Here is a 24,695-nt window from a genome sequence, read left to right on the forward strand (position 1 = left end):
CTACTGTTTCGTTCATGGAGCGGATCAACGTCAGCCAATTGCTGCACAATGCCGGTGAGCTGCTTCGCCGGGCCGGAGAGGGTGAGTCGTTCGAGATCACGCGGTTCGGCGAGCGTCTCGCGCTGCTCGGTCCGTTGCCGGACCATGACGATCCATTGGAACGACTCGTCGAGCGTGGAATCGTTGAGTCAAACGTCATCGGCCTGTCGGCGTCCTTGGACAAGCACCCACCGTTGCCGGCCGCACGGCCGGGCGTGCCGACGCTGAGTGAGCGACTCGCGGACTTGCGTCGAGATGAACGGTGACATCTGGGTCCTCGACGGTTCGGCGTTCGTCAAGCTGATCAAGGTCGAAGCAGAATCGAACGAGTTGCACGCCTGGGTACGCGAGCGACGCTGCGTTTCGAGTGCACTAGTACGCACCGAGGCTCGGCGAGCCGTAGCGAGCGAGGATGCCCATGTTCGTCATCTCTGCGAAGAGCGGCTCGCCGAGACCCACTTGGTCGAGATCGCTTCGTCGATGCTCGATGCGGCAGGAAGGCTTCCAGGCACCAATTTGCGGACCCTGGATGCCATCTACCTCGCCTGCGCACTGGAGATCGGTGAGGACCTCGCTGGTCTCGTCAGCTACGACGCTCGCCAGATTGCAGCAGCCGATGCCCTCGGCATCACCACCGCCGCGCCAGGCGCATCTTCAACCGACTGACGTAGCCGTCGTTTCTGCGAGGTGCTCGGCGAGGGCGGCGATCTGGGCATCGATGTGCCTGGGGCTGCCGGACAGGTCGATAGCGACAGCGTGGAGCCTCGTTCCCGTATGCCGAACGGTGATGTCGGACTTGGCCAGCGAACCATTGGCGATCTGCTGCTCGGCAGCTTGGTCGCGGTTGACATCGGCGCAGTAGATGAGGGTGCCTTCGCTCAGGCCTAGGGCCGTGGTGTAGGCCAGGAGTTGGTAGTAGTCGCCGTGGCGTGCGAGAGGTGCGGCGGCGACCTCTGCGTTCGCGTCGCCGTCGGTGAGCTTGTACTTGAGGTCGGCGACCCCGACGGCTTCGCCTTGGCTCCGCAAGGTGAGGTCTGGTCTGATCTGTATTCGCTCCTCGATGTCGAGATGCGGCCGCAATTGAGCTGCGACCTCGAGCCGTCCATGCAGTTCGCGCTGCAGTCGGGAAGTGACGAACCGCTCGAAGAGCTGATTCATGTCCACCATGAATGCCGACGCGGCGGTGTCGCCGTGTTGATCCTGCAAGGTGCAGTTAGCCATGATCAGCCGTGCCAGCCGCAGCGCCGGACGGTAGTGCTCGTTGAGCCGGTTGTACTGGATGCGATCAAGGCGCTGCAGCGCCGCCGACGATGTCGGTTCGGCCACGCCGTCGAGTGCGGCCAGCAGCCGTCGAAGTCGGCGCCGGTCGTCGTGGGGTACGTCGGGCACACGCAGTGCCATCCGGACTGCCGCGGTCAGGCAGCGGTTCTCGTCGACGTCGGCGGTGAAGTCGTCCCATGAGCACGCCATCGGCACCAGCACTCCGCCACGCCGAAACTGCCGCACGAAATCAATGCGGCCCCGCAGCGCAAGCAGGTCACCCTCCTCATGCCGGTAGTGGTGGAACAGCCCACGTGCCAGCGTTGTCTCTGCGGTGCGCGCGAAGAACGACACCAACGCCGGCAGCAGTTCGTTATTGGTTGCGTAGTCGATGGCTTCGGCCTGCCATGCCTCAGGCGGAAGCCCCACTTCCAGCAGGAAGAACAGGTTCTCGGGCTTGATCTTCGGCCGCACGAGGATGCGCAGATCGCCCAGCGTGAAGGCGCCCACCCACTGGCGCGTCGATACCTTCCACCAACCAAGCTCCGGGTCAGTCGCCACCGACACCCACGGTGTCTCCCCAAGACAGCGAGCCATCTCATCGTCGAGCCGCAACCGCTCCGTGCTCCACTCGTGAAGCACGACGCACTCGCTGTCGCCAGCTTCTGCCGCTCTCTCACCGACTGCCGAGCTGACGACGATCGCGTCGGACGACATCTACCCGCCGCCGCGATTCGCACTGCCCACGTTGTGCGCAGGCTGGGCCTCAGGGTCGTCGACAGGCCCGGCCGATGCTTTCCCTTCCGAGTCCGGTGCGTTCGCATCAGGTCCGTGCCGTGTCAAAACGGCGTCGAAGCGGAATCTGCTGATCACCTCCTGCTGGCCGAAGAGTTGGTCCTCGATCAACGGCTCGATGTTGTACTCCCAGATTCGCCGCACACTGGTCTCGTCGAGGCCCCACTTTATGAAGTGACTCGGCCCGATCAGCAAATGGTCGCCGCCGAGCGCCTGTTCAAGCTCGCCGTTGACCCGGTCCAGCAGCTCAGCCACCCACGCTTGCCCGGGCGCATTGCGCTGCGTCCACCGCAGCAGCAAGCCAGCCGTCGGCGGCTTGTTGGGGAAGAACGGAACAAAGTGGAACCGCCGCCGCATCGCCGCGTCGATCAACGCGATGGACCGGTCAGCCGTGTTCATCGTGCCGATGATCCACAAGTTGGAAGGCAGTGTGAATCCATCGATCGGCCGGTACTGCGTCTGAGTCCATTCGTCTCGATACTCGAGGAGGAACAGCAACTCGCCCAGCACTCTTGGCAGGTTCGCCCGGTTAATCTCGTCGATGACCATGACATGCAGCTCGTCCGGGTGCTCTGCCGCATGCGCTGCCAGCCGGACCAGCGGACCCGGTGTCAATCGGTACGTCATGTGCCCGTCGTCGTCAACTGCGGGCCGGTACCCCTCGAAGAAATCCTCGTACGAATATGCGGGATGGAACTGGACCAGCGAGAACGGACCATCGTCCTCATATTCCCCATCGTCTCGAATCCCCGTCAGCGTCCATGCCAGCTGGCGAGCGAAGTACGTCTTGCCAGTCCCGGGAGGCCCGTAGAGAATCACCTGCCTTTTGTCCTCGAGCAGCGCCACGACATCTTCAAGGAAGCTGGCATCGCACAGCACATCGTCGGCCAGAGCAGCCAAGTCGGTCTCGTCGACCTACGCGTCGTCATTCTCATCAGCAGCAGTCGGCTCAGCCGGTTCGTCGTGATCGGCAACGAACCGGCTGAGCCAGTCCAGGAAGGTTCGCATTCCCCATGTGTCGACCACATCGCCGTCGGTGAAGTGCGGTCGAAGGATCTCCAGCAGCAGGTCGTTGGCCTCCACGACTGCGCGGCCCGACGGCTTCGACTGGGGATGATCTCGTAGCACCCTCTGGGCTCGGCGCCGTGTGTCAGCCTCGAGGAGTCTCTCGTCCATAAGCATCTGAAGATTGTCGAGCTTGCCCGCCCAGGCTCCGTTCGTGTGCAGCGAGTAGTTCGGGATGACGCGTTCCGGATCGCTGATGGCCGCGAGGCGAGTCGCAGTAGTCCACCCGAGACCTCGGATCTCGTCGACAGCCTTCTGAAGCCGCTCGGCGAGGCTCACCCCTCCAAAGCACAGTGCCGTGATCTGGTTGCGGAGCGCCTCCCACTCAGCCTCGTTTGCGCCATCAATCAGCGAGTTGAGTTGAACGATTTGGCCGGGACCGCCGTAGTCGGCGTTGCGGTTCTTGCGCCACAACTCCTTAAGCTGTTGCCGGTCGGCCCACGGCATCGTCGGGAGCTTGCGCAGCACTCTCTCGAAACGTTCGCGCGCTAGCAATTGCGCGTTGTCGCGTTCGCGGCTGTAGCCATCGGATCGAAAATCCGCGACCCACTCCGCAAGCTGCTCGGGTGGATCCCCAGGCGGAGGCTCAACCTCCCACCACCACTTCCACCATTGGCCCACATGGGACCGGTAGCTGTCCTGCGCCCGGGTTGCCAAGTCCATTTCCACTGTGACCCATTGGCGCAGTAGCTCATCGTTACGTTCGTCGGGCTCTACAGACTGTTCAAGCGCGTAGCGGATCCATTGCCCGACAATGGCCTTGTCATCTTCGACAGTTCCATCGGCCTTGCCGTCGTCGCGCCGGAACTGCAAGAAATCGTCGAGCAGCCCCTCCCAATACTGCTTGTCGTCCATGATGGCGAACCTACAGGAGGGGCGCGACACGTCTCCCTCCGCAGACTCGCCTGCGGACACGTCTCTGCATATTGCCGTAGATGCCCGCCCGGCGTGTCCTCGTCTGGCTGGCGTGCCTTCGCAGGACGCGATCGCCGATGCTCTGCGGACGCCACGCCGCACCCCGGGGCAATGGCTCGACGGGGCACTGTGAGATCAGGCTGCTACGCGCCTGCGCCAGACGGCGCTGCCCCTTATCTGGTCCAGAGCTGGCCGATGGGCAGCAGGTACAGGCGGTCGCCCAGCTTGAGAGCATGGCGGCCGGTGTGCAGCAGCACCCCGGCGGCGAACGGTCCCGGCCCGGCTCGGTCCATGAGGTCGCGCAGCCACGCCAAGGTCCGGGCCGAGCTGCATGTGCTGTCGCTTGCCGTACCTGCTTGCGTGGCAAGCTTTGATTCGTGGATGACGAGACTGGTGACTTCGCACCCGACTCCGTGATGTCGGCGCATGAGGCTGCTTTGCTGTGGCACACCGAGCTCATTGCGCAGATCGAGGCCGATCAGGCTGATCCGTCTCAGGCAGTTCGTTCCGCGGCGAGGCGGCCCCGAAGCGCCTCAGGTACTTAGCCCGGAATCCAGGCGTACTGCGGGGGTGCGATGCGCCGCCTCGCAGGCATCCTCGTTCGTTAGCTCATTGCGGCAGCGCTCATGGGCGGGGCCTTCATGTTGACAAACCGCTTGCCGTCCGTCCCCAGCCGCTGCGCTCGCAGGTCGCCCGGGCCACTGATTCGCCGTCAACTCAGCATCTATGGTGACGCGCATGTGGATTCGACTCCGTCAGATTGCTGTCACTACGGGCGACTTGGCCCGCACTGCCGCCGAAGTCCAGAGCGTTCTCGGCCTTGAGCCGTGCTTCACCGATCCGGGGGTTGGCATATTCGGCCTCAAGAACGTGCTCTGGCCGGTGGGCACTCAGTTCCTCGAGTGCGTCACGCCGACACAACCAGACACTGCCGCCGGCCGGTACCAGCAGCGGCGAGGCGGAGACACCGGCTACATGGTCATCACCCAAGTCAGCGACGTCGCTGCACGCCGCGCCCACGTCGACGAGATGGGCATCCGGATCGCATTCGAGATGAATCATCCTGAAGAGGGCCATGTCGGCATGCAGTTGCACCCCGCAGACACCGGCGGCGCATTCTTCGAGATGGACCAGATGACCGGACCCACCGGCGACGCCGTCGGCGGCGCGTGGACACCTGCCGGCGCCTACTGGGAGCCGTACGTCAACACGGCCAAGGTGAGCAGCATTGCGGCCGCCGAGCTCCAGAGCCCCGATCCCCGCCGCTTGGCCGAGCGCTGGAGTCAGATCGCTCAGATCGACCTCGGAACCGACAGCAATGGCCACCCCACGATCCAGCTCGACAACGCCACACTCCGGTTCGTACCCGAGACCGATGGCCGCGGCGAGGGCCTTGGCGGCATCGACGTCACGACCGTCGACCGTGAATCTGTGCTGGCTGCCGCCCACGCACAGGACTGCTACGTCAACGACAGCCAGGTGGCGCTCGCCGGCCTGCGCGTCAATCTCGTCGACGCCGACTGAGACACCGGGTCAACGCCCGGCCGTTTCGAGGAGCGCCACAACAACCGCGCTGCACGCGGAACTCCAAACTTCCCGCGATTTATTGCGCGCGAATGTTTGTTTTCGAGAACGTGTGTATGTATACTTGTCTCATGTTGGAGTCGGCATACCACGGAGCAGGGCAAGCATCGCTCTCGCTGGCCGATGCCTCGACGCCGGCGACCATTCCTTCGCCGCCCCGTCCTCTCGTGGGGGCACTCAACGCAGCATCGTCGATGATCGGTTCATCAACCGTTGAAAGCGGCTCGCCAGACGAGATCACCGCTGGCTTGGCTGCTGTCTCGAAGCTGCGCTCTGCGCTTGATGCGGTCGAAGCTCGATTGATCGCCGAAGCGGAGCGTCTCGACAGCCACTGCATCAACACAGAACAGATACTGCACCGCCTGGGCCGCTCGGTTCCCGCCGCGAAGCGGACGATGCGCCGCGGCCGAATGCTGGACAAGATGCCGCGCATCGAGGCTGCGTTGGCCGCAGGCGAAATCACCGCTGAACATGCCGACGCGCTGATCACCGCAGCCGAGATGACCGACGCGGCCTCGGCAGACAGCGCAGAACATCTCTTGACCGTGGCCTCGTCGTCGAGCCCCGAACGCACGCGGCGCGTCGTCGGCGAATGGGTACGAGAACGGGGCGAAGGTCTCACACCCAACGAGCGCTACGAGCGCCAGCGTCGCCTTCGCACGATGAGCTTCGGACGTACCGACGAAGGTTTGCTGCGAGCCACGCTGCTGTTGGACGATGTCGGCGGTGCAGCACTGCGCTCGGTGGTAGACGACGCCGCACAACGGTTCTTCGAAGCCGACCGTGCCGATCGCAGCCCCGAGGCACCTGAGCCACGCAGCTTCGGCCAGTGCCGGGTGGACGCGCTCGAAGCACTGCTGGGCATCGGTTCCCACCGAGCGACACAGCGCTGGTACGACGAAGACCCGCACCGGCTGTGGGATCGGATCGATGTGGATTGGAAAGGCCCCCGGCCCCTCGACCTGCCCGCTTTGGCACCGGCCCATCAATGCAACCTGCCCAGCGACGCGGCGAACGGAACTCTGACTCTGCCAGAGGCACATCGGCTGTGCGCTTCGGGTCACCCAGGTGCCGACCAGTCGGTGGGCCCATCGCTGGGCAACCCATCCGACGGACCGCGACGCCGCAACCAGGTCGTTGTCGTGGCCGATCTGCGTGCAGTCATGGGCGACGACAACGCCGCCATCGAGATTTGCGACAGCGGCCCTCTTCCCCAGCGAGTCTTCGAGCGGCTGGCCTGCCACGCCGACATCTACGGCATCGTTTTCGACGGCGACGGACAGCCTCTCTGGCACGGTCGCCGGGTACGCACGGTCACTGATGCCCAGTGGCGCGCGCTGGTCGCCCGTGACCGACGTTGCGTGCTGTGCGACGCTGGCCCGCAGTGGTGCGAAGCCCACCATGTCATCCCGTGGCAGCCGCCAGCCCGGGGTCGTACCGACATCGACAATCTCGTCCTGCTGTGCGGACGCTGCCACCATCAGGTCCATGATTCCCCAGCCCGGCTACGCCGCGGCAGCCGCAACTGCTGGTGGCTCGATTTCACATGCCGGCAGGAATAGGGCCGAGCGCCGCCGTGCCTATCCGCGCGGCCCATGGAGGCGAGCCGGCAGGCGAAGCCGCTGCTCGCGCGGCCCGTGAACCCAGTCGCATCAGATTCGGGAGCAAGAACGGGAAGCAGCAAGCGTTGTTTCGAGATGGCTCGCCTATCCGTACGGGCCGTGGCCGACACTATGGTCTGATCGCTCAGATCGAACACAGATCGAACTCGGGCCTGACACCGACTGAACCCGCCCTACTCGCTCGAAGGGGCCTACCATCAGCGTCCGCTGCAGATCGTCGCAACGCGACGAGATTGGGAGGTAGGCACCGATGAGCGAGACCATCGAAGACTTCAAGCGAGCAGTCGCCCTGTTCGACTCAGTAGTGGCGCAGGTGCCCGTCGATGCCTGGGGCAACACCACACCGTGCGAGGCGTGGAATGCGACCGCACTGGTGCGCCACCAGTGCGGCGTGCTCGACGCCTTGGCCGACATCGCCCGCACCGGTGAGATCAACATGCCCCAGATGGCCGACGAGACCGACGACCCTGCCGCTCGCTGGATCGAGACCCGAGACGGACTCGCCGAAGCGCTCGACGGCGCCGACCTGTCCGCCGAAGGCCAGTACTGGTTCGGCCCCATGAGCTTCGAGGACTTCGTGGGCATGGTGCAGTGGGACCCGCTCACCCACTCGTGGGATCTCAGCCAGTCTGCGGGCATTGCAGTTGAGCTGCCGGAGGACTTGTGCGTGAGCAGTCTCACCCGGGTCAAATCGCTTGGCGACATACCGCGCAAGTGGAAGCTCATCACCGACGAGGTGCCGGTGCCCGAGGGCGCCACCGCAGCGCAGCGTTACCTGGCCTACGTCGGACGCCAGCCATGAGCGCTGCAGATACAGACGAGCTCCCTGAGCCAAACGCCGGAAACGTTGAGCGCCCTGCGCCGCTTCGCTGGCAGATCGGCGACGTCAACATCACGTCGGTCTCGGAGTCGGCCACGCCCACGTCTCCACGGTTCCTCTTCGACGGGGTCACCAAGGGCGGCGTGCTGGCCCGAGCCGAAGCGGCACCGTGGCTTCGCCCGCATTTCGTCAGTGATGACGGCTACCTGCTCCAGCGCATCCACACCTGCGTGATCTCCGCCGGCGAGCACCGCATTGCCGTCGACACCTGCGTCGGCAACGACAAGCAGCGCTCCAACCCGCTCTGGCACGAACAGCAGGGCCCGTTCCTCGATGACATGACCGCTGCCGGCTTCCCGCCCGAGAGCATCACCCACGTGGTGTGCACGCACCTCCATGTGGATCATGTCGGCTGGAACACCTGCTTGGGTCCCGACGGCGACTGGGTGCCGACGTTCCCGAACGCGCAATACATGTTCTGCGCCCCCGAGTACGACTATTGGGCCAATCACGACGATCTGTTCAGCGACGCAGTGTTCGACGACTCGGTCGCGCCGATCGCCGCAGCCGACCGGGCCAACATGGTGGAAGCCACCGACAGCATCTGCTCAGAGGTGTCATTCCAGTCGACGCCTGGCCATACGCCGGGACATCTGTCGGTGGTGATCTCCAGCGGGGGCAAGCGGGGGATCATCACCGGCGACATGGCCCATGTCCCGATGCAGCTCGCCGACCCCGATCTCAGCTCAATGTTCGACACCGACCCCGACGAGGCTCGACGAACACGTCACGAGGCGTTCGGCGACTGGGCTGACGGCGAGACGCTCGTGATCGGCACCCACTTCGGCGGACCCACCGCAGGCATCATGGTCCCCCACGAGGGCGCCTACCGCCTCGACTGCGACTGATAGCTCCCGCTATCGACGCTGGTGCCGCCTCGGTGCTAATGGCCCCCGCGCAGCAGCCTGGCGATCCCTGATGCCAGGCGGTCGGGACGGTCCCAGCGCAGCTCGTGGCGGTCGGCCGCACCGAGCAGTGCTCGGCTGACGCGCACGCCCAGCCAACGCAACGGCTCGGGTTCCCAGCGCCGAGAACTCACCCCCACCCACGGCAGATTGGTGCGTTCGGTCTCTCGCTGCGCGATCAGCTCGGCCATCGTGCGGCCCGCCAGGTTCGACGCCGCCACGCCCTCGCCCACATAGCCGCCGAGCACACCCTCGCCGGTGCGGGGATCGAAACGCACGCCCGGCAGCCAGTTGCGCGGAATGCCCAGCACCCCGCCCCAACGGTGGGTGATGCGAGCCTCAGCAACCTGCGGCAGCATTTCGGTGAGCACTCGCCAGATGCGCCGATGCATCGATACGAGAGACTCCGCGGCAGGGACGATGCGGGAACCGAAGCTGTATGGCGCCCCGGTGCCGCCGAAGGCGATCCGGTTGTCGGCAGTCCGTTGGCCGTAGGTGACCATACGACGGTCGTCGGCGAAGCTGGGCCGGCTGGCCAACCCGATGTCGTCGAAGAGCGCAGCGGGCAACGGCTCGGTGGCGATCATCCGGGAGTACACCGGCAGGATGTCCCGACGCTTGCCCCGCAGGTCTCGGGTGTAGGCCTCGGTGGCCCGGACGATCACAGGGGCCCGCACCTCGCAGCGGACACCGCCCGTCGACGCCTCGGCGGCGCCTTGTGCGGTGATCTGCACCGTGCCGGCGTCGATGCTCGTTGCGCACGTCTGCTCGTAAATCTCCACCCCAGACGCTTCCACAGCATGGGCCAGCCCGAGCGCCAGCTTGGCGGGATCCACCACTGCAGAAGGGCGAAGCAGGATGCCGCTGCGGACGTCAGTGGCATTGAAATGCTCACGCGCCTCGTCCGGATCGAGCAGACGAATCTCGTCCTCGGTGAGCCCCATTTTGCGGGCCTCGGCAATCTCGGTGGCCTGTCGCTCGGCTTGGGGGCGGGTGCGGGCAACCCTGATCGTGCCGCCTTTGGCGTAATCGCAGTCAATCTGCTCCGCGGCTGCCACACGTCCGATTTCGTCCACCGCATCGAAGACAGCCCGCGTCAAGAGCAGCGACGCAGCGAGGCTGGATCGCTGTGCGTAGTCGCCAACCGAGCCTGCAAGCTCCCCCACCGCCCAGCCGCCGTTGCGCCCCGAAGCCCCGAAACCGCAGTAGTGCCGCTCCAGGACTGCCACACGGAGCGCGGGCTCCAAGCGCTTCAAGTAGTACGCAGTCCACAGCCCGCTGAAGCCGCCGCCCACGATCGCTACGTCGACGTCCAGGTCGCCGTCGAGGCCGGACCGGCGCGCAATCGGCGGGTCTAGCCGGTCGATCCACAGCGGCACCGTCGACGCGGTCTCCAGCGACCACGGTTCAGAATCGGCGCTCGTCGTCATGACGCGGAACCTAGCCCCACGATCAGCTGCCTCTCGGCACGGCAGTAATGTCTGGCGCGGTAGCTGGGCGCCGCGAGCGCCCGTGGGGGTTTCCATGCGTGAGATCGAAGCCGTGTCTGTGGGCGAACGCTCGGGACTGGCCTACGCCCGGATCCTGCCGGAATGGGCCGCCGAGCTCGAGGCGTTGGAATTGGCCTCCCACCCCACCGCCGACCCCCACGACCTATACGACGCCGCGGAGTTCGTTCAGCTCGCGCACGATTTCTCCGAAGGCTGCTTCGCAGGATTCGACGGCGACGAGCTAGTGGCCATGGGGGTCGGCATCCGCTGCGACTTCGACTTGGCGAACCCGATTCACACCATCGCCGACCTCGTCCCCGATGACCACAGCAGCAGCGGGCATGTCCCCGACGGCCGCTGGTACTACGGCACCAGCATCGCCACGCGGCTCTCCCACCGGCGCCGTGGCATCGGCGCTGAGCTCTACGTGCTGCGCAAGCAGGTCTGCATTGATCTGGGCTTGGACGGGATTGTGGCGGGCGGCGTCATACCCGGCTTTGCCAATCACAAGACCGAGATGACAGCCGATGAGTACATCGCCGAGGTGCGCGATGGCCGACTGTATGACCGGACGCTGAGCTTCCAGCTCGAGAACGGTTTCGAGGCTGTGTGCGGCCTGCCGAACTACATCACCGATCCGGCAACCGACAGCTGGGCGGCGCTGATCGTGTGGCACAACCCCGATCTGCAAAGTGGCGCATGAGCGACAACGTTGACCCCGCGACGGGCGGCGGAGGCCTGATCGCCGGCACCGACGCCGAGACGCTCGGCGATCAGGCGTTCCGCTCAGAGGATCTGCATGGCCGATTCCCGGAGATGACCTACGGCGGTGCTCTGTCGTTCCTGCGGCGCCGCTACACCCGCGACATAGCAGACGCCAACATCGTCGTGTCCGGCATCCCCTTCGACATGGCCACCTCCAACCGGCCCGGTGCCCGGCTCGGCCCGCGTGCTATTCGAGCGGCGTCGACAGGTCTCGCCGAGCTTGACGCCTACCCCTTCGGTTTCGATCCGTTCGCCTACCTCGCCGTCGTCGACTACGGCGACTGTTTCATCGACTACGGCCACCCCACCGAGGCCGTCGAGCGCATCGAGCGCCACGCGGCGCAGATCCTCGCCCATGACGCACAGACAGTGACCTTCGGCGGCGATCACTTCGTCACCTACCCGCTCCTGCGCGCCCATGCCGCCAAGCACGGCCCGCTCGCGCTCATCCACTTCGATGCACACCCCGACACTTGGCCCGACGAGGAAGGGCGGCTCGACCATGGCTCGATGTTCCTGCGGGCGCTGCGCGAAGGCATCATCGACCCCGAGGCGTCTGTGCAGATCGGCATACGCACCCACAACGACAACGATTTCGGCTTCGCCGTGCTCGGCGCCCCTTGGGTGCATCGCAACGGGCCCGCAGCAGTGCTGGAAGTGGTGCGAGAACGGGTGGGCGACCGCTGCGCCTATGTCACCTTCGACATCGATTGCCTCGATCCTGCGTTCGCCCCAGGCACCGGCACCCCGGTGGCCGGCGGGCTGAGCACAGCACAGGCGCTCGAGATCGTGCGCGGACTCGCCGCGTTCGACATCGTCGGGATGGACGTGGTGGAAGTGGCCCCCGCATACGACGTGTCTGAGATCACCGCACTCGCCGCGGCCACCATCGCCCACGACTTCATCTGCACCCAGGCAGTGCGCGCCGGGGCGCCGCACCAACCGCTCGGGCTCACATGAACGCTGGCGTGCCCGCCGTGGAGATGCACGGCATCTACAAGCGATTCGGCGACGTTGTGGCCGTGGACGGCGTCGACCTGCAGATCGGCGACGGCGAATTCTTCGCGCTGCTGGGCCCGTCGGGCTGCGGCAAAACCACCACGCTGCGCATGATCGCCGGCCTCGACATCCCCAGCGAGGGGCGCCTGGCGATCTTCGGCGAGGAAGTGGCCTCATGGCCTCCGGACCGTCGCCCGGTCAACACCGTGTTTCAGGCCTACGCCCTGTTCCCGCATATGACGGTGGCGCAAAACATCGCGTTCGGCCTGCAGATGCGCGGCATCCGCGGCCCCGACGCCGATCGGCAGGTGGCTGAGGCAACAGCGCTGGTGCAGCTCGAAGGCATGGAACAGCGCCGACCGTCGCAGCTCTCGGGAGGCCAGCAGCAACGCGTCGCTCTCGCGCGGGCCTTGGTGAATCACCCCAAGGTGCTGCTGCTCGACGAGCCCTTGGGCGCCCTCGACCTCAAGCTGCGCCAGGAGATGCAGGTGGAGCTGAAGGTGCTGCAGCGAGAGGTGGGCGTCACGTTCGTGTTCGTGACCCACGACCAGGAGGAAGCCCTCGCGATGAGCGACCGGGTAGGCGTGATGTCGGAAGGCCGGCTGCTGCAGGTGGGCACGCCTGCGGAGGTGTACGAGCATCCCGCCAACCGCTTCGTGGCCGATTTCATCGGACGCACCAACCTGCTCGAATGTGTCACCGAGGACTCCTCAGCGGTGCGCCTGAACGCCGGTGAGGTGGTCGCGGCCGCGAATGATCTGCCGCCAGGCGCCCCTGCCGCCTTGAGCGTTCGACCCGAGCAGGTGCGGCTGCATGCTCCTGGTGAGGCGCCCGACGGTGCCCCGTGCCTCAGCGGCGTCATCACCGACGCCACCTATCTCGGGCATGCTTTCGTGTACACGGTGGCGGTCGGCCCCACAGCAGGAGCCCACGGATCAGGTGCGGGCAACCACCGAACCACCATCACCGCCCGGTCCGAGACCGGCTCAGCCGCACTCGCTGCCGGCGAGTCGGTCGCCGTCAGCTGGTCCCCTGCATCGACGACGGTGGTGGCGGACTGATGCCCACGCTGCGTCGTGCGAAGCCCGCGTCGGCTCAGCCGACGGCCGTGCCTGACGCGCCTGTGTCCATGACACCGGCTGAGATCGCCGCTCAGCGCAGGCAACGGCGAATCGGCACGCTCGTCGCCACGCCCGGGGCGCTGTACCTGCTGATCTTCTTCATGGTCCCGCTGGGCCTCATCACGGTGTACTCATTCGCCACACGCACCGCCACAGGACGCACCTCGCTGAGCGGCTGGAACCTCAACTCCTACGAGCGCATCGCCGACGACGTCATTCTGGGCATCATCGCCCGGTCGGCCTGGCTCGCCTTCCTCACGACGGTGCTGTGCTTGGCGGTTGCCTACCCGTTCGCCTATTACTTGGCCACCCGCCCGCCCCGGCTGCGCGCCCGGCTGCTCGTACTGGTGATGATCCCGTTCTGGACCAACGGGCTGGTGCGCATCTTCGCCATCCGCTTCCTGCTCGGCTCGAACGGCCCCGCGTCTGCGCTCAGCGAGGCCATGGGCTTTGGCACCTTCCGGATCCTGTTCACCCCCACCGCGGTGGTGCTGGGCATGGTGTACGGATTCTTGACCTTCATGGTGCTGCCGCTGTACGTGGCGCTCGAGCGCATGGACTGGCGCCTGGTGGAGGCCGCCCGCGACCTCTATGCGAGCGGTACGAAGGCGTTCTGGCGGGTGACCGTGCCGCTCACCCGCTCGGGCATCGTGGCCGGCTGCGTGCTGGTATTCGTGCCCAGCTTCGGCTCCTATGTGGTGCCCGAGATCCTCGGCGGCGCCAAGACACTGCTCATCGGCTCCTATGTGGCGCGTCAGTTCCAAGCTGCCCGCAATTGGCCGCTGGGCGCTGCGCTGAGTGTGCTGGTGATCGTGGCCATGCTCGTGGCGGTTGCTGTCAACCAGCGCAATTCCGCCAATGCCGAGCGCACGACGGCTGGCGCTCCATGACAAGCCGACAGTCATGAGCAACTTGGGCACTGCTGGCGCCAAGCGCTCGACCCGGCACCTGTTGCGGGCCAACGCCTGGTTCGTGTTCGCATTCCTGTACGTGCCGATCGTGGTGCTCGCGGTCTTCTCGTTCAACGACTCCGAGCGTGTCAATGTCTGGCAAGGACTCTCGCCGCGCTGGTATGGCGAGGCGCTGGGCAACACACAGGTGATCAGTGCCCTGCGAGTGTCGCTTGTCGTGGCAGTCACCTCGACCATCGTTTCCACAGTCCTGGGCACTGCGGTGGCGCTGGCGCTCGACCGCTACCGCTTCAAGGGCCGGCGGGCGCTCGACGGCACCGTGTACCTGCCCATCGTCATCCCCGACATCACGATGGCCGTCATGCTGCTGGTGTTCTTCGCCGAGGCATTCAAGCTGATCGACATCATCGGCCCTAGGTTCACTTTGGGCGTCACGACCATCGCGCTCAGCCATATCGCGTTCAACATTTCGTTTGTCGCTGTGGTGGTACGCGCCCGGCTGGATCAGTTCGACCGCACCCTCGAAGAAGCGGCGCGTGATCTGTATGCCACGCCGTGGCGTACGTTCAGGAGGGTGACGCTGCCGCTGATCGCTCCGGGCATCGCCGCCGGTGCCCTGCTGGCTCTGACGCTGTCGCTCGACGATGTCGTCATCTCGGCGTTCACGGCAGGGCCTGGCGCCACGACGCTGCCGGTGTATGTGTTCAGCACCATCCGCCAAGGCGTGACCCCGGAGCTCAACGCCATCTCGACGCTCATGCTGGCCGCTTCGATCACCCTGGTGGTGGCATCGCTGGCCCTGCAGCGCCCGAGGAGCACCACCCCATGATCACAACGCAAGCAACACAGCGACGTTCGGTCCGGGCGTCCACAAGGGAGGAACCATGAACAGCCTTGCGAAGACCAATGTGCGCAAGCACCGCAAACGATGGCTGGCACTCGCTGCGACCGCAGCTCTGCTCGTCGCAGCGTGCGGCAGCGGAGGCAGCGACAACAGCGCCGATGACTGCGAGCCCGGCGAGACCGACGGCGATCTCGCCTTCTACAACTGGGCCGACTACATGGACGAAGAGCTGCTGATGGCCTTCGAGGATGAGACAGGCGTCAGCGTCGACTACACGGTGTACGAGTCGAATGAGCAGATGCTCAGCCAGGTGGAATCTGAGGCGGCCATATACGACTTGGTCGTGCCGTCGGACTACATGGTTGCGACCATGATCTCCGAGGATCTGCTGCTGCCGCTCAACTACGACGCGCTGCCGAACTTCGCCAACCTCGACGATGCCTGGGACAAGCCTCCCTTCGACCCTGAGCACCGGTACCACGTCGCCTACCAGTGGGGCACCACGGGCATCGGCATGACCTATGACGTGCTCGACGCGATCGGCGGCGAGTCGTCGTGGGCGGTCATCTTCGATCCCGACACGGCGGCGCTAGTGCCCGGCGGTATCTCGATGCTCGACGACGCTCCCGAGGCCGTGTCAGCGGCGCTCAAGTACCTCGGCTACAGCATTGCCGAGGTCATCGAGTCGGGCAATGAGGACGCGATCCGCGAAGCAGGAGCTCTGCTCAAGGCGACGAATGACCGGTTGGTGAAGTACGACTCGGTGACCTACGGCGACGACCTCGTCAACGGCGAGGTCGACGTGGCCCACGGCTGGAGCGGCGGCTTCGCTTCCACCTTCTTCGAGACCGACGCGTACGAGACCCACGTGTACACGATCCCCGCCGAGGGCGGCGTTCGCTGGGTCGACACCATGGCCATTCCGCACAACGCAGACAACGTGTGCTCAGCACACGCCATGATCAACTTCCTGCTCGACGCTGAGAACGGCGCCACGCTTACCAACTACACCTACTACGGCAGCCCGAACGAGGCTGCAACGCCGTACATCCTCGACGAGATCCTGGAGGATCCGGGCATCTACCCGCCGCCGGACGTGTACGAGCGGCTGGAGCTGATCCCGCAGATGGGCGACTTGGGTCTGATCGTGCAGGACATGCTCACCGAGGCGAAGAGCTGATATGGCCTGATTACATCTGAGCTGGCAATCGCCGGGCCGGGTTTCGACTCGGTCCGGCATTGCCGCGTCCCCGGAAAGGCAAAGCGGCGGCGAAGGCTGATGTGCGTGGCGCGCCGGTAGACGGTCTGCCTGCAGCGTCGTTGCTCAGTTGCGCGGCACTTCGACCCAGGGGACGTCTTTGTCGACGCGAGGCTCGCCCGGCAAGCCGAGTACCTGCTCGCCCAGGATGTTCCGCATGATCTCTGAGGTGCCGCCCTCGATGGAGTTGGCGCGTACCCGCAGAAATCCGTGCTGGACGCCGCCGTCGGCGCCGTCCACCGAGAGGTCGCCCGGACGGCGGAACGTGTAGTCGTAACCGATGAGCCCGTCAGGGCCCATCATGTCGACTGCGAAGGTCATCAAGGCTTGATTGAGTTCGGCGAACGCCAATTTGGCGATCGACATCTCGGGCCCCGGGTTGCCTTTGCGCCGGTTGGCGCCGGCTCGCATGTTCGTGAGCCGCAGCACTTCGGCACGAGTCCAGAGCTTGGTCAGTCGATCCCTGGTGACATCGTCGCGGTCAGCTTCCTCGCGCTGGTTCCACAGCTTCACCAACACCGATATCGGTCCGGAGCCCCGCTTGGGCGGGCCGGCTCCTCCGGCGCCGATGGCGTTGCGCTCATTCATCAGCGTGGTCAGCGATACCCGCCAGCCATCACCGACGTCGCCGACGCGGTTCGCGTCGGGCACGCGTACGTCGGTCATGTAGACCTCGTTGAACTCTGCCTCCCCGGTGATCTGGCGCAGCGGGCGTACTTCGACGCCCGGAGACTTCATGTCGAGTGCAAAGTAGGTGAGCCCGCGGTGCTTGGGCACCTCGGGATTAGTGCGGGTCACCAGCATCCCGAAATCGCCGAGGTGAGCCAGCGTGTTCCAGACCTTCTGACCGTTGACCACCCACTCCTCGCCGTCGGCCACCGCCTTGGTTGCCAGCCCTGCGAAGTCGCTGCCGGCGCCTGGCTCGCTGAAGAGCTGGCACCACAGCTCTTCACCGGTGAACATCGGCCGCAGGAAGCGCCGCTTGACGTCTTCGCTGCCGTGGGTGTGGATGGTCGGCCCGGCGAGGTGCATGAAGAACGTGACGGGCTTCTGGGGCTTCGCACCCGCTGCCCGCAGCCGCTCTTCCACTCGTCGCTGCAGCTTGGGGCTCACACCCAGCCCACCATGGCCTTCGTCGAAGTGCACCCACGCCAGCCCAGCGTCGAACTGTGCCCCGCGAAACACCGCGTAGCTCAACTGCTTCGGATCATGGGAGGCGAGCAGCCCGTCGATGGCCGCGTCAACCTGCGCAGCGGCGGGATCTGCGGCGCCATGGGCAGCCGGAGCTTCAAGCGTGTCGGTCATCGCGCCAGTCTGCCAGCACTGCGCAGCCGCGGGCGCAGCCCGGATGGGTCAGTAGCGCTCGCCTGGGAACGACGGGTCGGTCTTGGCCAGGAATGCTTCGGCGCCGTGCGACATGTTGCGCGGGATCAGAACTGCCTGGTGGCCCATCTCCACGTCGAGCTGGCCGGCGAGGTCTCGCTGCATGGCACCGTCGATGGCGGATCGGATCCGAGCCATGGCGGCCGGCGAGCTGCGCCGGAGCACGTCGACCACCTGGGCCACCGCATCATCGAGCTCGTCGTCGTCGACGGTCTTCCACACCAAGCCCCACTCGGCGGCCTGATCGGCGGTGACGCGCTCACCCAGCAGTGACATGCCCAATGCTCTGGCCCGGCCGACGCGCATGGGCAGCTGCCACGTGGTGCCCAGGTCGGGCACGATTCCGAGCCGGGGTCCGAATGTCGCCACGAAGAAGGCCGACCTGGCAGCGATGGCGACATCGCACGACATCGACAAGCCGATGCCCCCGCCCGCGGCCACGCCGTTGATGCGGGCAACGGTCGGCACCGGGCACCCAGCCACCGCACGGATCGCCGGATGGAATGCGTTGTCCATGGAGTCGGTGGTCGCCTCCCCTGCTGCGTCTGCATCGACGCCTTCGGCACCGTCGGCAGCCGCGTTTCGCAGGTCGGCACCGGAGCAAAAGCCGCGTCCCGCTCCTGTCAGCACTACCGCACGCACCGACTTGTCGGCCGCCACCATCCCGAACGCCTCTGTGATGTCGTTCATGAAGTCGTCGTTCATGGAATTCAGCGTCTCAGGGCGGTTGAGCATGACCGTCGCCACGTCCCCCGCAGAATCCCGCTCCACGCTGTAGCTCACCGTGCCGTTGGACGGCTGCGCTGTTGTGCTCATGTCGATTCCCTCGCTCGTGCAGTTTGCCTCGCACGCGGAGCGTAGAGCGCTCACGTGGCCCTGCGCGGGGCAACCGCCCCCGCAAAACCGCTCAGGATCGTCGAGATCTACTTGTAGCGGTAGGTGATGCGGCCGCGGCTGAGGTCGTAGGCGGAGACTTCTACCTGCACCCGGTCGCCAGGAAGGATCCGAATGTGGTGCTTGCGCATCTTGCCGCTCAGGTGCCCCAGCACCTCGTGCCCGTTGTCGAGCTCGATGCGGAAATGACCGCCCTTGAGTGCTTCGACGGTCTTCCCCTCGAGCAAGATGGCGTCGTCTTTGACTTTCGGCACATGGATTCCCTGGTCGGCGGCATGTTCTGCATCCCCGCCGCAGCGGAGCACGTAAGGCATCCCATGGTAGCCGGGCGGGCTCGAAGCCGCCCGCGGCAGGCCCCGAGCCCCCGCTCAGTGGCGCTTGACGCCGCCGTACTTCATGCGGGTATCGGACATCGAGGCGAGCCGCACGTCGTCGTCGTTGATTGCTGCTGCCACCAGCTCGCCCATGAACAGCGTGTGCGTGCCGAGGTCCACGCTGTGACGTACTTCGCAGTCCATCCATGCGGCAGCGTCGACGAATACCGGAGCTCCTGTGGCGGCTTCGTACACCGGCCAGCCGTTGAGCGCGCCGGTTGCCGGCGAGCTGCCGTCGCCGCCTGCCTCGTAGGCGGCGGGCTTGGAGAACTTCACGAATGGCCGAGTGTTGGACGCATCCCACAGATTCACCGTGAATGTGCCGCCCGACGAGATCAGCCGGTGGGTGACGGCGGTGTTGTCGACCCCAATCCCGATGATCAGCGGTTCCATGGACAGTTGAGTGATCCAGCTGGTGGTCATGGCGTTGCGCTCGTCGCCGGCTCTCGATCCCACCAGCGCGAGCGCGTTGGGGATCTTCCACGTCACTCGGTTGACCATCTCGTCGGTCAGGTCCGCTGTGCTCATGGCAGCACACTAGGAGGCAGAGCCAGACAACTGCTACGACGCCGAGCGACAGGTGCAGCGTGCCTCAGAGACGGGCGCGGGGGGCGCGGCTAGCGTGGATGTCGCTGCAGGGGGTTAACCAACCCCAGAGCGCGGGTGCGTATGCGGCGGGCACGGGGACAGCGACATGGCTTACGACCTGAAGATCACAGGCGGAACGATCATCGACGGGACAGGCGCCCCTCGCTATGCGGGCGATGTGGGCATCTCCGACGGCAAAGTGGTGGCGCTCGGAAGAGCGCCCGCCGAAGCCGCCCAGACCATCGACGCCTCCGGGCGCATCGTCTGTCCGGGCTTCGTCGACATCCACACCCACTATGACGCGCAGATCATGTGGGACCGGCTGGTGAGCTGCTCGCCCTGGCACGGCGTCACCACCATCGTGATGGGCAACTGCGGCTTCTCGGTGGCGCCCACCCTGCCCGACCACCGCGATCTCATCATGCGCACGCTCGAGAACGTGGAGGGCATGAGCGTGGACGCACTGCGGGCCGGCCTGGGCGACTGGGGCTTCGAGACCTTCCCGCAGTACCTCGATGCGCTCGAGTCCAACGGCGCCGCCGTGAACATGGCCGCGCTCGTCGGCCACACAGCGGTCCGCATGTACGTGATGGGCGAAGAAGCCACCGAGCGGGAAGGCACACCCGAAGAGATCGCGGCGCAACGCGACCTGGTGGCCGAGGCGCTGCGGGCCGGCGCGCTCGGCTTCGCCACCTCCAAGGCGTCCACTCACGTCGGCTACGAAGGGCGCCCGGTGCCCAGCCGGGCTGCCACCACCGACGAGATCGTCGAGATCGCCCAGGCGCTCGGCGACGCCGGTGGTGTGATGCAGGCCACGGTCGGCCGGGGCCTTAGCCACGACGAGTTCGCCCGCATCGCCGAGACCACCGGGGCACACGTGAGCTGGACAGCGCTGCTGGGCTCGGCACGCGGCCCGGGCAGCCACCGCGCCGAACTGGAGCGAGCTCATGAGATCGCCGAGCGGGGCCTGCCGGTGTTCCCCCAGGTTGCGGTTCAGCCCATCCAGTTCGAGATGAGCTGGAAGGCACCGTTCATTTATGAGGCCCTGCGCTGCTTCACCCCGGTGTCCCAGAGCGACCTCGAAGGCCGCAAGCGTTACTACGCCGACGCCGACTGGCGGGCCGAATTCAAGGAGAAGGCCGGCAATGATGGCAAGATCGGTGACCGCTGGGCTCGAACCGAAGTCAGCTACCTGCCCCACAATCCCGAGCTTGAGGGCTGCAACGTGCAGCAGATGGCCGACGAAGCCGGCCAAGACCCGGTGGACTGGGTGCTCGACACAGCGCTCGACGCCGACCTCGACATGCGGATCGTCCAGGACGTGATCAACCACGACCCCGACGACATCGACGAGCTGCTCCACGACCCCACAACGGTGATCGGGCTGTCCGATGCCGGGGCGCACGCCAGCCAGCTCTGCGATGCCAAGTATTCCACGGAGTTCCTGCAGACGTTCGTGCGGGGTCGGGGCAGTTTCGATCTCGAGACTGGCATCCACATGCTCACCCAGCGCCCCGCCGAGGTGTTCGGCATCACTGACCGGGGCACGCTGGCCGAGGCCAAGCCCGCCGATGTGGTGGTGTTCGACGCCGACGAGGTGGGCCACTTGGGCAAGCGGCGGGTGCACGACCTGCCCGCCGGTGCCGATCGGCTCATCTCCGACGCGAAGGGCATCGACGCAGTGGTCGTGAACGGCACCGTCATCCGCCGCGACGGTGCCGATGCGGTCGACCCGCACGGCCCGCTGCCAGGCAAGCTGTTGCGCAACGGCAAGGCCTGAACGGCCGAGCCGAACGGGGCGATCCGAAAAGCCCAAATCAGACTCGCTCGTTGCACAACGCGAGCTGCGTGGCAGGCTTGGCGCCGTGATCGACCTGCGCTCCGACACCGTTTCCCGCCCGACGCCCGGCATGCGTGCCGCCATGGCCGCGGCCGAGGTCGGTGACGACGTTTGGGGCGACGACCCCACCGTCAACGAACTGGAGCGCTACACCGCCGAGCTGCTGGGCAAGCCGGCGGCGCTGTATGTGCCGAGCGGCACGCAGTCCAACTTGTGCGGGCTGCTGGCGCATTGCGAACGAGGCGACGAGTACATCGTCGGCCACCACGCCCATACCTACATGTACGAGGGCGGAGGTGCAGCCGTGCTGGGCAGCATTCAGCCCCAGCCGGTTCCCACCGACGAGACGGGCATGGTTGATCTCGCAGCCGCTGAGGAGGCAGTGAAGCCCGACAACAGCCATTTCGCCCGTACCCGTCTGCTGTGCCTCGAGAACACGACCGACGGCAAGGTACTAACCCCCGATCAGCACCAACAAGCTCGCGACTTTGCCGACCGTCACAGCCTCGGGCTGCACCTCGACGGCGCTCGGCTGTGGAACGCAGCGATATCGCTGGGCCAGTCCCCCGCCGAGGTCGCCGCTCCGTTCGACACCGTGTCGGTGTGCCTGTCCAAGGGCTTGGGCGCCCCCGTCGGCTCGGTGCTGTGCGGCAGCGACGAGCTGGTGCGCAAGGCGCGCCGCTGGCGCAAAGTGCTGGGCGGCGGGATGCGTCAGGCCGGCATCATCGCTGCAGGCGGGCTGTACGCCCTGCAGCACCACATCGACCGGCTGGCCGACGACCACGCAAACGCGCAGCGACTCGCGGCAGGGCTCGCAGCCATCGAGGGCATCACGGTCACCGGCTGCAACACCAACATGGTGTTCTCACAGCTCGACCGGGACGATTCCACACTCGCCAAGCGAGTCGAAGGCCGGGGCGTGCTGGCTGACTGGCGTTTCGGCCGCTCCCGGATGGTGCTGCACCTCGACGTCAGCGGGGCAGACGTCGACACCGCGCTGGAGGTCATAGCCGCCGAGCTGGCGGCATAAGCCCGGCTCGCAGTTTCAGTCGGCGACGAGTTCCCGATCCGCTGCCCGGGGCTCACACACGTAGTCGTCGAGATCGGCTTCTTTGGTCATGTCGAAGTAGTCGACATTGCGCCACGGCGAATTGACCACGATGCGGCCAGACTCGTTGCGGTAGTAGCTGGTCATTCCGGGGTGCATCCAGACCATGTTCTCGTGAGCCTCGTCGACGCGGCGCCGGTAGTCGGCGTGCACCTCGGGACGCACTTCGACCGCGCCGAGCCCTCCAGCACACATCTTGCCGATCATGTCCATGATGTAGCGGACCTGCATCTCCACCACGAAGATGAGGCTGCCGCCGTGGCCGGGTTGCAGGTTCGGGCCGTAGAGGGTGAAGAAGTTCGGGAAGTCGGGCGTGACCGTTCCCAGGTAGGCGCTCGCGTCGTCGTCGCCCCACGATTCGCGCAGCGTCTTGCCCGAGCGGCCTGCCGCCTCGTAAGTGGTGATGAACCGCAGCACGTCGAAGCCCGTGGCGAGCACCAGCACATCGGCTTCGCGCTCGGCGCCGTCGGCGGTGCGAATGGTCTGTCCCGAGATCTCGGCGATGGGTTCGTCGACCAGCTCGACGCTGGATTTGCGCAGCATCCGGTACCAGCCGTTGTCCATCAGCATCCGCTTGCCGAACGGCGGGTAGGTGGGCAGCACCTTGTCCAGCAGCTCATCGGCCCGGTCGCCGAGCTCGTCCTCGACGTAGCGCGTGAAGTACTTGCGGTGGGCGTCGTTCTGAGCGTTGAGCGAACGTTCGGGGTGCTCCCAGTCGGGATCCTTCTGCAGGGCAGTGTGAATGCGGTCGTTGAACGTCCACCCCAGCCGCACGCGGTACCACGCCCGGTACAGCGGCACCGCCTCGAACAGCGTGCGCATCGCATCGGGAACGGGCTTTCGGAACTGGTCGAACGGCGCAGCCCAGTGGTTGGAGCGCTGGTAGATCGTCAGCGATTCCACGTCGTCCTGAATTTCGGGACCGGTCTGCATGCAGCTCGCGCCATTGCCGACGATCGCCACGCTCTTGCCCGCCAGATCGGCGTCGGCAGGCCAGCGCGCCGTGTGCCAGGTCTCGCCGCTCCACGTTTCCAGACCGTCGATATTGGGTCGGATCGGCGGGTTGAAGATGCCGGCAGCGCTGATGACAACGTTGGCCTCGATGATCTGCGTGGAGCCGTCGACGCCCTGGGCGTGCCCGTTGGCACCCGGTGCCGTGGCCGCGCCGTTGTCTCGGCGGCGCAGACCAGTCTCGTCGGGGGTAGCGCTGAGTCCGAGCCTGCCCGTCTCCCAACGGCCCTCGTTGTCGGTCACATGGCGCACCTCGGCGCGCCAGACCTGCCGCTCGGCGTCGTAGCTGATGCGCTCGACTGACGTGTTGAAGCGAATGGAACGCCTCACATCGAAGTCGTCAGCCACCTTCTCGAGATAGCCGTGCAGCTCGTCGCGCAGGCAGAAGTACATCTTCCAGTCGTGCGGGGCGAACGAATATGAGTACAGGTGGTTGGGCGTGTCCACGCCAGCACCGGGATAGCGGTTCTCCCACCACACCCCGCCGACCGTGCCGTTGCGCTCGACAACTTCGTAAGGCACGCCCGCCTCTTTGAGATTGATGGCGGCGCACAGCCCTGAAGCACCGGCGCCGATCACCAGCACCTTGAAGCCAGGCGGGACGTTGATCGGATCGTGATCCAGGAACTTGGCGAGCCCGAGCTGCGCAGCGGTGAACGCGCCGTACTCGTCGGGCACATGCTCACCCATAGCTGTACTGAGCATCCGGGTGATAAGCGCGTCGTCGGGTTCGGGTATCACCATCGGGCGCCCGTCACGCCATGCCGAGATGGCTTCGAGGGCCGCTTCCCGCACTTCGGTCTGGTGCTCGGGAGCGAGGCCGCCGGTGTCGTTGTCGCCGAGTCCAGGCTCACGCCTAGGCCGGTACGGCTCTTCCAGCCAATGCAGCTCACCGGTCATCTGGACCAGAACCATCAGCAATGTCGGGATGTTGGCAACCCCAACAGCGGCAGCGAGCGTCTCGTCATCCACATCAGGACGGCCGGCGGCGGTCGGAGCGCCGAATTGCGACACTCGAGCACCATTCGAATCCTTCGCTGCGTT

Annotated in this window: 24 protein-coding genes; 14 read left to right on the plus strand and 10 right to left on the minus strand. The window is 65.9% G+C overall.

Going from position 1 to position 24,695, the window contains the following annotated elements; genetic code table 11:
• Positions 1–14: 14 nt before the first annotated feature.
• Together ACOOF5_RS14315 and ACOOF5_RS14320 are read left to right on the plus strand one after the other, a co-directional pair.
• Complete coding sequence (locus ACOOF5_RS14315; protein WP_420440282.1) at positions 15–305, plus strand: type II toxin-antitoxin system Phd/YefM family antitoxin; 291 nt, start codon at positions 15–17, stop codon at positions 303–305.
• Positions 295–705 (plus strand): type II toxin-antitoxin system VapC family toxin, encoded by a 411-nt coding sequence (locus ACOOF5_RS14320; RefSeq protein ID WP_420440284.1) that lies wholly within the window; start codon positions 295–297, stop codon positions 703–705. The genes ACOOF5_RS14315 and ACOOF5_RS14320 overlap by 11 nt, the downstream gene beginning before the upstream one ends.
• Here ACOOF5_RS14320 and ACOOF5_RS14325 read toward each other — a convergent pair.
• The 4 genes from ACOOF5_RS14325 to ACOOF5_RS14340 form a co-directional block, all read right to left on the minus strand.
• Positions 694–1,941: an McrC family protein gene (locus ACOOF5_RS14325; protein ID WP_420440286.1), complete on the minus strand. Its 1,248-nt coding sequence runs from the start codon at positions 1,939–1,941 to the stop codon at positions 694–696. The two genes, ACOOF5_RS14320 and ACOOF5_RS14325, sit on opposite strands and share 12 nt — an antisense overlap.
• A 75-nt stretch (positions 1,942–2,016) precedes the next feature.
• The gene (locus ACOOF5_RS14330; RefSeq protein ID WP_420440288.1) at positions 2,017–2,994 is read right to left on the minus strand and encodes an McrB family protein; all 978 of its coding nucleotides are present in this window, start codon (positions 2,992–2,994) and stop codon (positions 2,017–2,019) included.
• A 15-nt stretch (positions 2,995–3,009) separates the two neighbouring features.
• Positions 3,010–4,014 (minus strand): hypothetical protein, encoded by a 1,005-nt coding sequence (locus ACOOF5_RS14335; RefSeq protein WP_420440290.1) that lies wholly within the window; start codon positions 4,012–4,014, stop codon positions 3,010–3,012.
• A 233-nt stretch (positions 4,015–4,247) separates the two neighbouring features.
• The gene (locus ACOOF5_RS14340) at positions 4,248–4,502 is read right to left on the minus strand and encodes a hypothetical protein (RefSeq protein ID WP_420440292.1); all 255 of its coding nucleotides are present in this window, start codon (positions 4,500–4,502) and stop codon (positions 4,248–4,250) included.
• Between the two features lie 310 nt (positions 4,503–4,812).
• Between ACOOF5_RS14340 and ACOOF5_RS14345 the strand changes: the two genes are divergently transcribed.
• From ACOOF5_RS14345 to ACOOF5_RS14360, 4 genes are all read left to right on the plus strand, one after another.
• On the plus strand, positions 4,813–5,598 hold the full coding sequence (locus tag ACOOF5_RS14345) for a hypothetical protein (protein ID WP_420440294.1): 786 nt from the start codon (positions 4,813–4,815) through the stop codon (positions 5,596–5,598).
• Between the two features lie 131 nt (positions 5,599–5,729).
• Complete coding sequence (locus ACOOF5_RS14350) at positions 5,730–7,220, plus strand: DUF222 domain-containing protein (RefSeq protein WP_420440296.1); 1,491 nt, start codon at positions 5,730–5,732, stop codon at positions 7,218–7,220.
• 310 nt (positions 7,221–7,530) lie between these two features.
• Complete coding sequence (locus ACOOF5_RS14355) at positions 7,531–8,082, plus strand: TIGR03086 family metal-binding protein (RefSeq protein WP_420440298.1); 552 nt, start codon at positions 7,531–7,533, stop codon at positions 8,080–8,082.
• Positions 8,079–9,008 carry an MBL fold metallo-hydrolase gene (locus ACOOF5_RS14360; protein WP_420440300.1) on the plus strand — a complete coding sequence of 310 codons (930 nt, stop codon included), beginning with the start codon at positions 8,079–8,081 and terminating at the stop codon, positions 9,006–9,008. The genes ACOOF5_RS14355 and ACOOF5_RS14360 overlap by 4 nt, the downstream gene beginning before the upstream one ends.
• 35 nt (positions 9,009–9,043) lie before the next feature.
• On the opposite strand, the gene ACOOF5_RS14365 is transcribed toward ACOOF5_RS14360, so the two are convergent.
• Entirely contained in the window at positions 9,044–10,495 is a 1,452-nt protein-coding gene (locus ACOOF5_RS14365; RefSeq protein WP_420440302.1) for an NAD(P)/FAD-dependent oxidoreductase, read from the minus strand.
• Positions 10,496–10,589: 94 nt separating this feature from the next.
• On the opposite strand from ACOOF5_RS14365, the gene ACOOF5_RS14370 reads away from it, so the two are divergent.
• Genes ACOOF5_RS14370 through ACOOF5_RS14395 form a run of 6 tightly spaced genes read left to right on the plus strand, consistent with a single transcriptional unit; the run spans position 10,590 to position 16,375 of the window.
• Positions 10,590–11,258, plus strand: coding sequence for a GNAT family N-acetyltransferase (locus ACOOF5_RS14370; protein WP_420440304.1), 669 nt, complete (start codon positions 10,590–10,592; stop codon positions 11,256–11,258).
• A complete protein-coding gene (gene speB, locus ACOOF5_RS14375; protein ID WP_420440306.1) occupies positions 11,255–12,280 on the plus strand; it encodes an agmatinase in 1,026 nt (341 codons plus the stop codon). Before ACOOF5_RS14370 ends, speB begins: the two co-directional genes overlap by 4 nt.
• Positions 12,277–13,380, plus strand: coding sequence for an ABC transporter ATP-binding protein (locus ACOOF5_RS14380; RefSeq protein WP_420440308.1), 1,104 nt, complete (start codon positions 12,277–12,279; stop codon positions 13,378–13,380). Before speB ends, ACOOF5_RS14380 begins: the two co-directional genes overlap by 4 nt.
• A gap of 47 nt (positions 13,381–13,427) precedes the next feature.
• Complete coding sequence (locus tag ACOOF5_RS14385) at positions 13,428–14,330, plus strand: ABC transporter permease (protein ID WP_420440310.1); 903 nt, start codon at positions 13,428–13,430, stop codon at positions 14,328–14,330.
• A gap of 13 nt (positions 14,331–14,343) precedes the next feature.
• Positions 14,344–15,180 (plus strand): ABC transporter permease, encoded by an 837-nt coding sequence (locus tag ACOOF5_RS14390; protein ID WP_420440312.1) that lies wholly within the window; start codon positions 14,344–14,346, stop codon positions 15,178–15,180.
• 55 nt (positions 15,181–15,235) lie between these two features.
• A complete protein-coding gene (locus ACOOF5_RS14395) occupies positions 15,236–16,375 on the plus strand; it encodes a polyamine ABC transporter substrate-binding protein (protein WP_420440314.1) in 1,140 nt (379 codons plus the stop codon).
• A gap of 144 nt (positions 16,376–16,519) precedes the next feature.
• Here the strand turns inward: ACOOF5_RS14395 and ACOOF5_RS14400 are convergent, their stop codons facing one another.
• The 4 genes from ACOOF5_RS14400 to ACOOF5_RS14415 all read right to left on the minus strand — a co-directional run bounded on the left by ACOOF5_RS14400 (position 16,520) and on the right by ACOOF5_RS14415 (position 19,632).
• Positions 16,520–17,758 carry an acyl-CoA dehydrogenase family protein gene (locus ACOOF5_RS14400; protein ID WP_420440316.1) on the minus strand — a complete coding sequence of 413 codons (1,239 nt, stop codon included), beginning with the start codon at positions 17,756–17,758 and terminating at the stop codon, positions 16,520–16,522.
• Positions 17,759–17,806: 48 nt separating this feature from the next.
• Entirely contained in the window at positions 17,807–18,652 is an 846-nt protein-coding gene (locus ACOOF5_RS14405; RefSeq protein WP_420440318.1) for an enoyl-CoA hydratase/isomerase family protein, read from the minus strand.
• Positions 18,653–18,759: 107 nt separating this feature from the next.
• Entirely contained in the window at positions 18,760–18,984 is a 225-nt protein-coding gene (infA, locus tag ACOOF5_RS14410; protein WP_323672860.1) for a translation initiation factor IF-1, read from the minus strand.
• 114 nt (positions 18,985–19,098) lie between these two features.
• Positions 19,099–19,632: a flavin reductase family protein gene (locus tag ACOOF5_RS14415; RefSeq protein ID WP_420440320.1), complete on the minus strand. Its 534-nt coding sequence runs from the start codon at positions 19,630–19,632 to the stop codon at positions 19,099–19,101.
• Between the two features lie 166 nt (positions 19,633–19,798).
• Here ACOOF5_RS14415 and ACOOF5_RS14420 point away from each other — a divergent pair, with 166 nt between their 5' ends.
• Positions 19,799–21,472: an N-acyl-D-amino-acid deacylase family protein gene (locus tag ACOOF5_RS14420; protein WP_420440322.1), complete on the plus strand. Its 1,674-nt coding sequence runs from the start codon at positions 19,799–19,801 to the stop codon at positions 21,470–21,472.
• 85 nt (positions 21,473–21,557) lie between these two features.
• Positions 21,558–22,562: a low-specificity L-threonine aldolase gene (gene ltaE / locus ACOOF5_RS14425; RefSeq protein ID WP_420440324.1), complete on the plus strand. Its 1,005-nt coding sequence runs from the start codon at positions 21,558–21,560 to the stop codon at positions 22,560–22,562.
• A 15-nt stretch (positions 22,563–22,577) separates the two neighbouring features.
• Here the strand turns inward: ltaE and ACOOF5_RS14430 are convergent, their stop codons facing one another.
• Entirely contained in the window at positions 22,578–24,665 is a 2,088-nt protein-coding gene (locus tag ACOOF5_RS14430; RefSeq protein ID WP_420440326.1) for a flavin-containing monooxygenase, read from the minus strand.
• Between the last annotated feature and the right edge of the window lie 30 nt (positions 24,666–24,695).

Source organism: Candidatus Poriferisodalis sp. (assembly GCF_965214215.1).
GTDB lineage: Bacteria > Actinomycetota > Acidimicrobiia > Acidimicrobiales > Poriferisodalaceae > Poriferisodalis.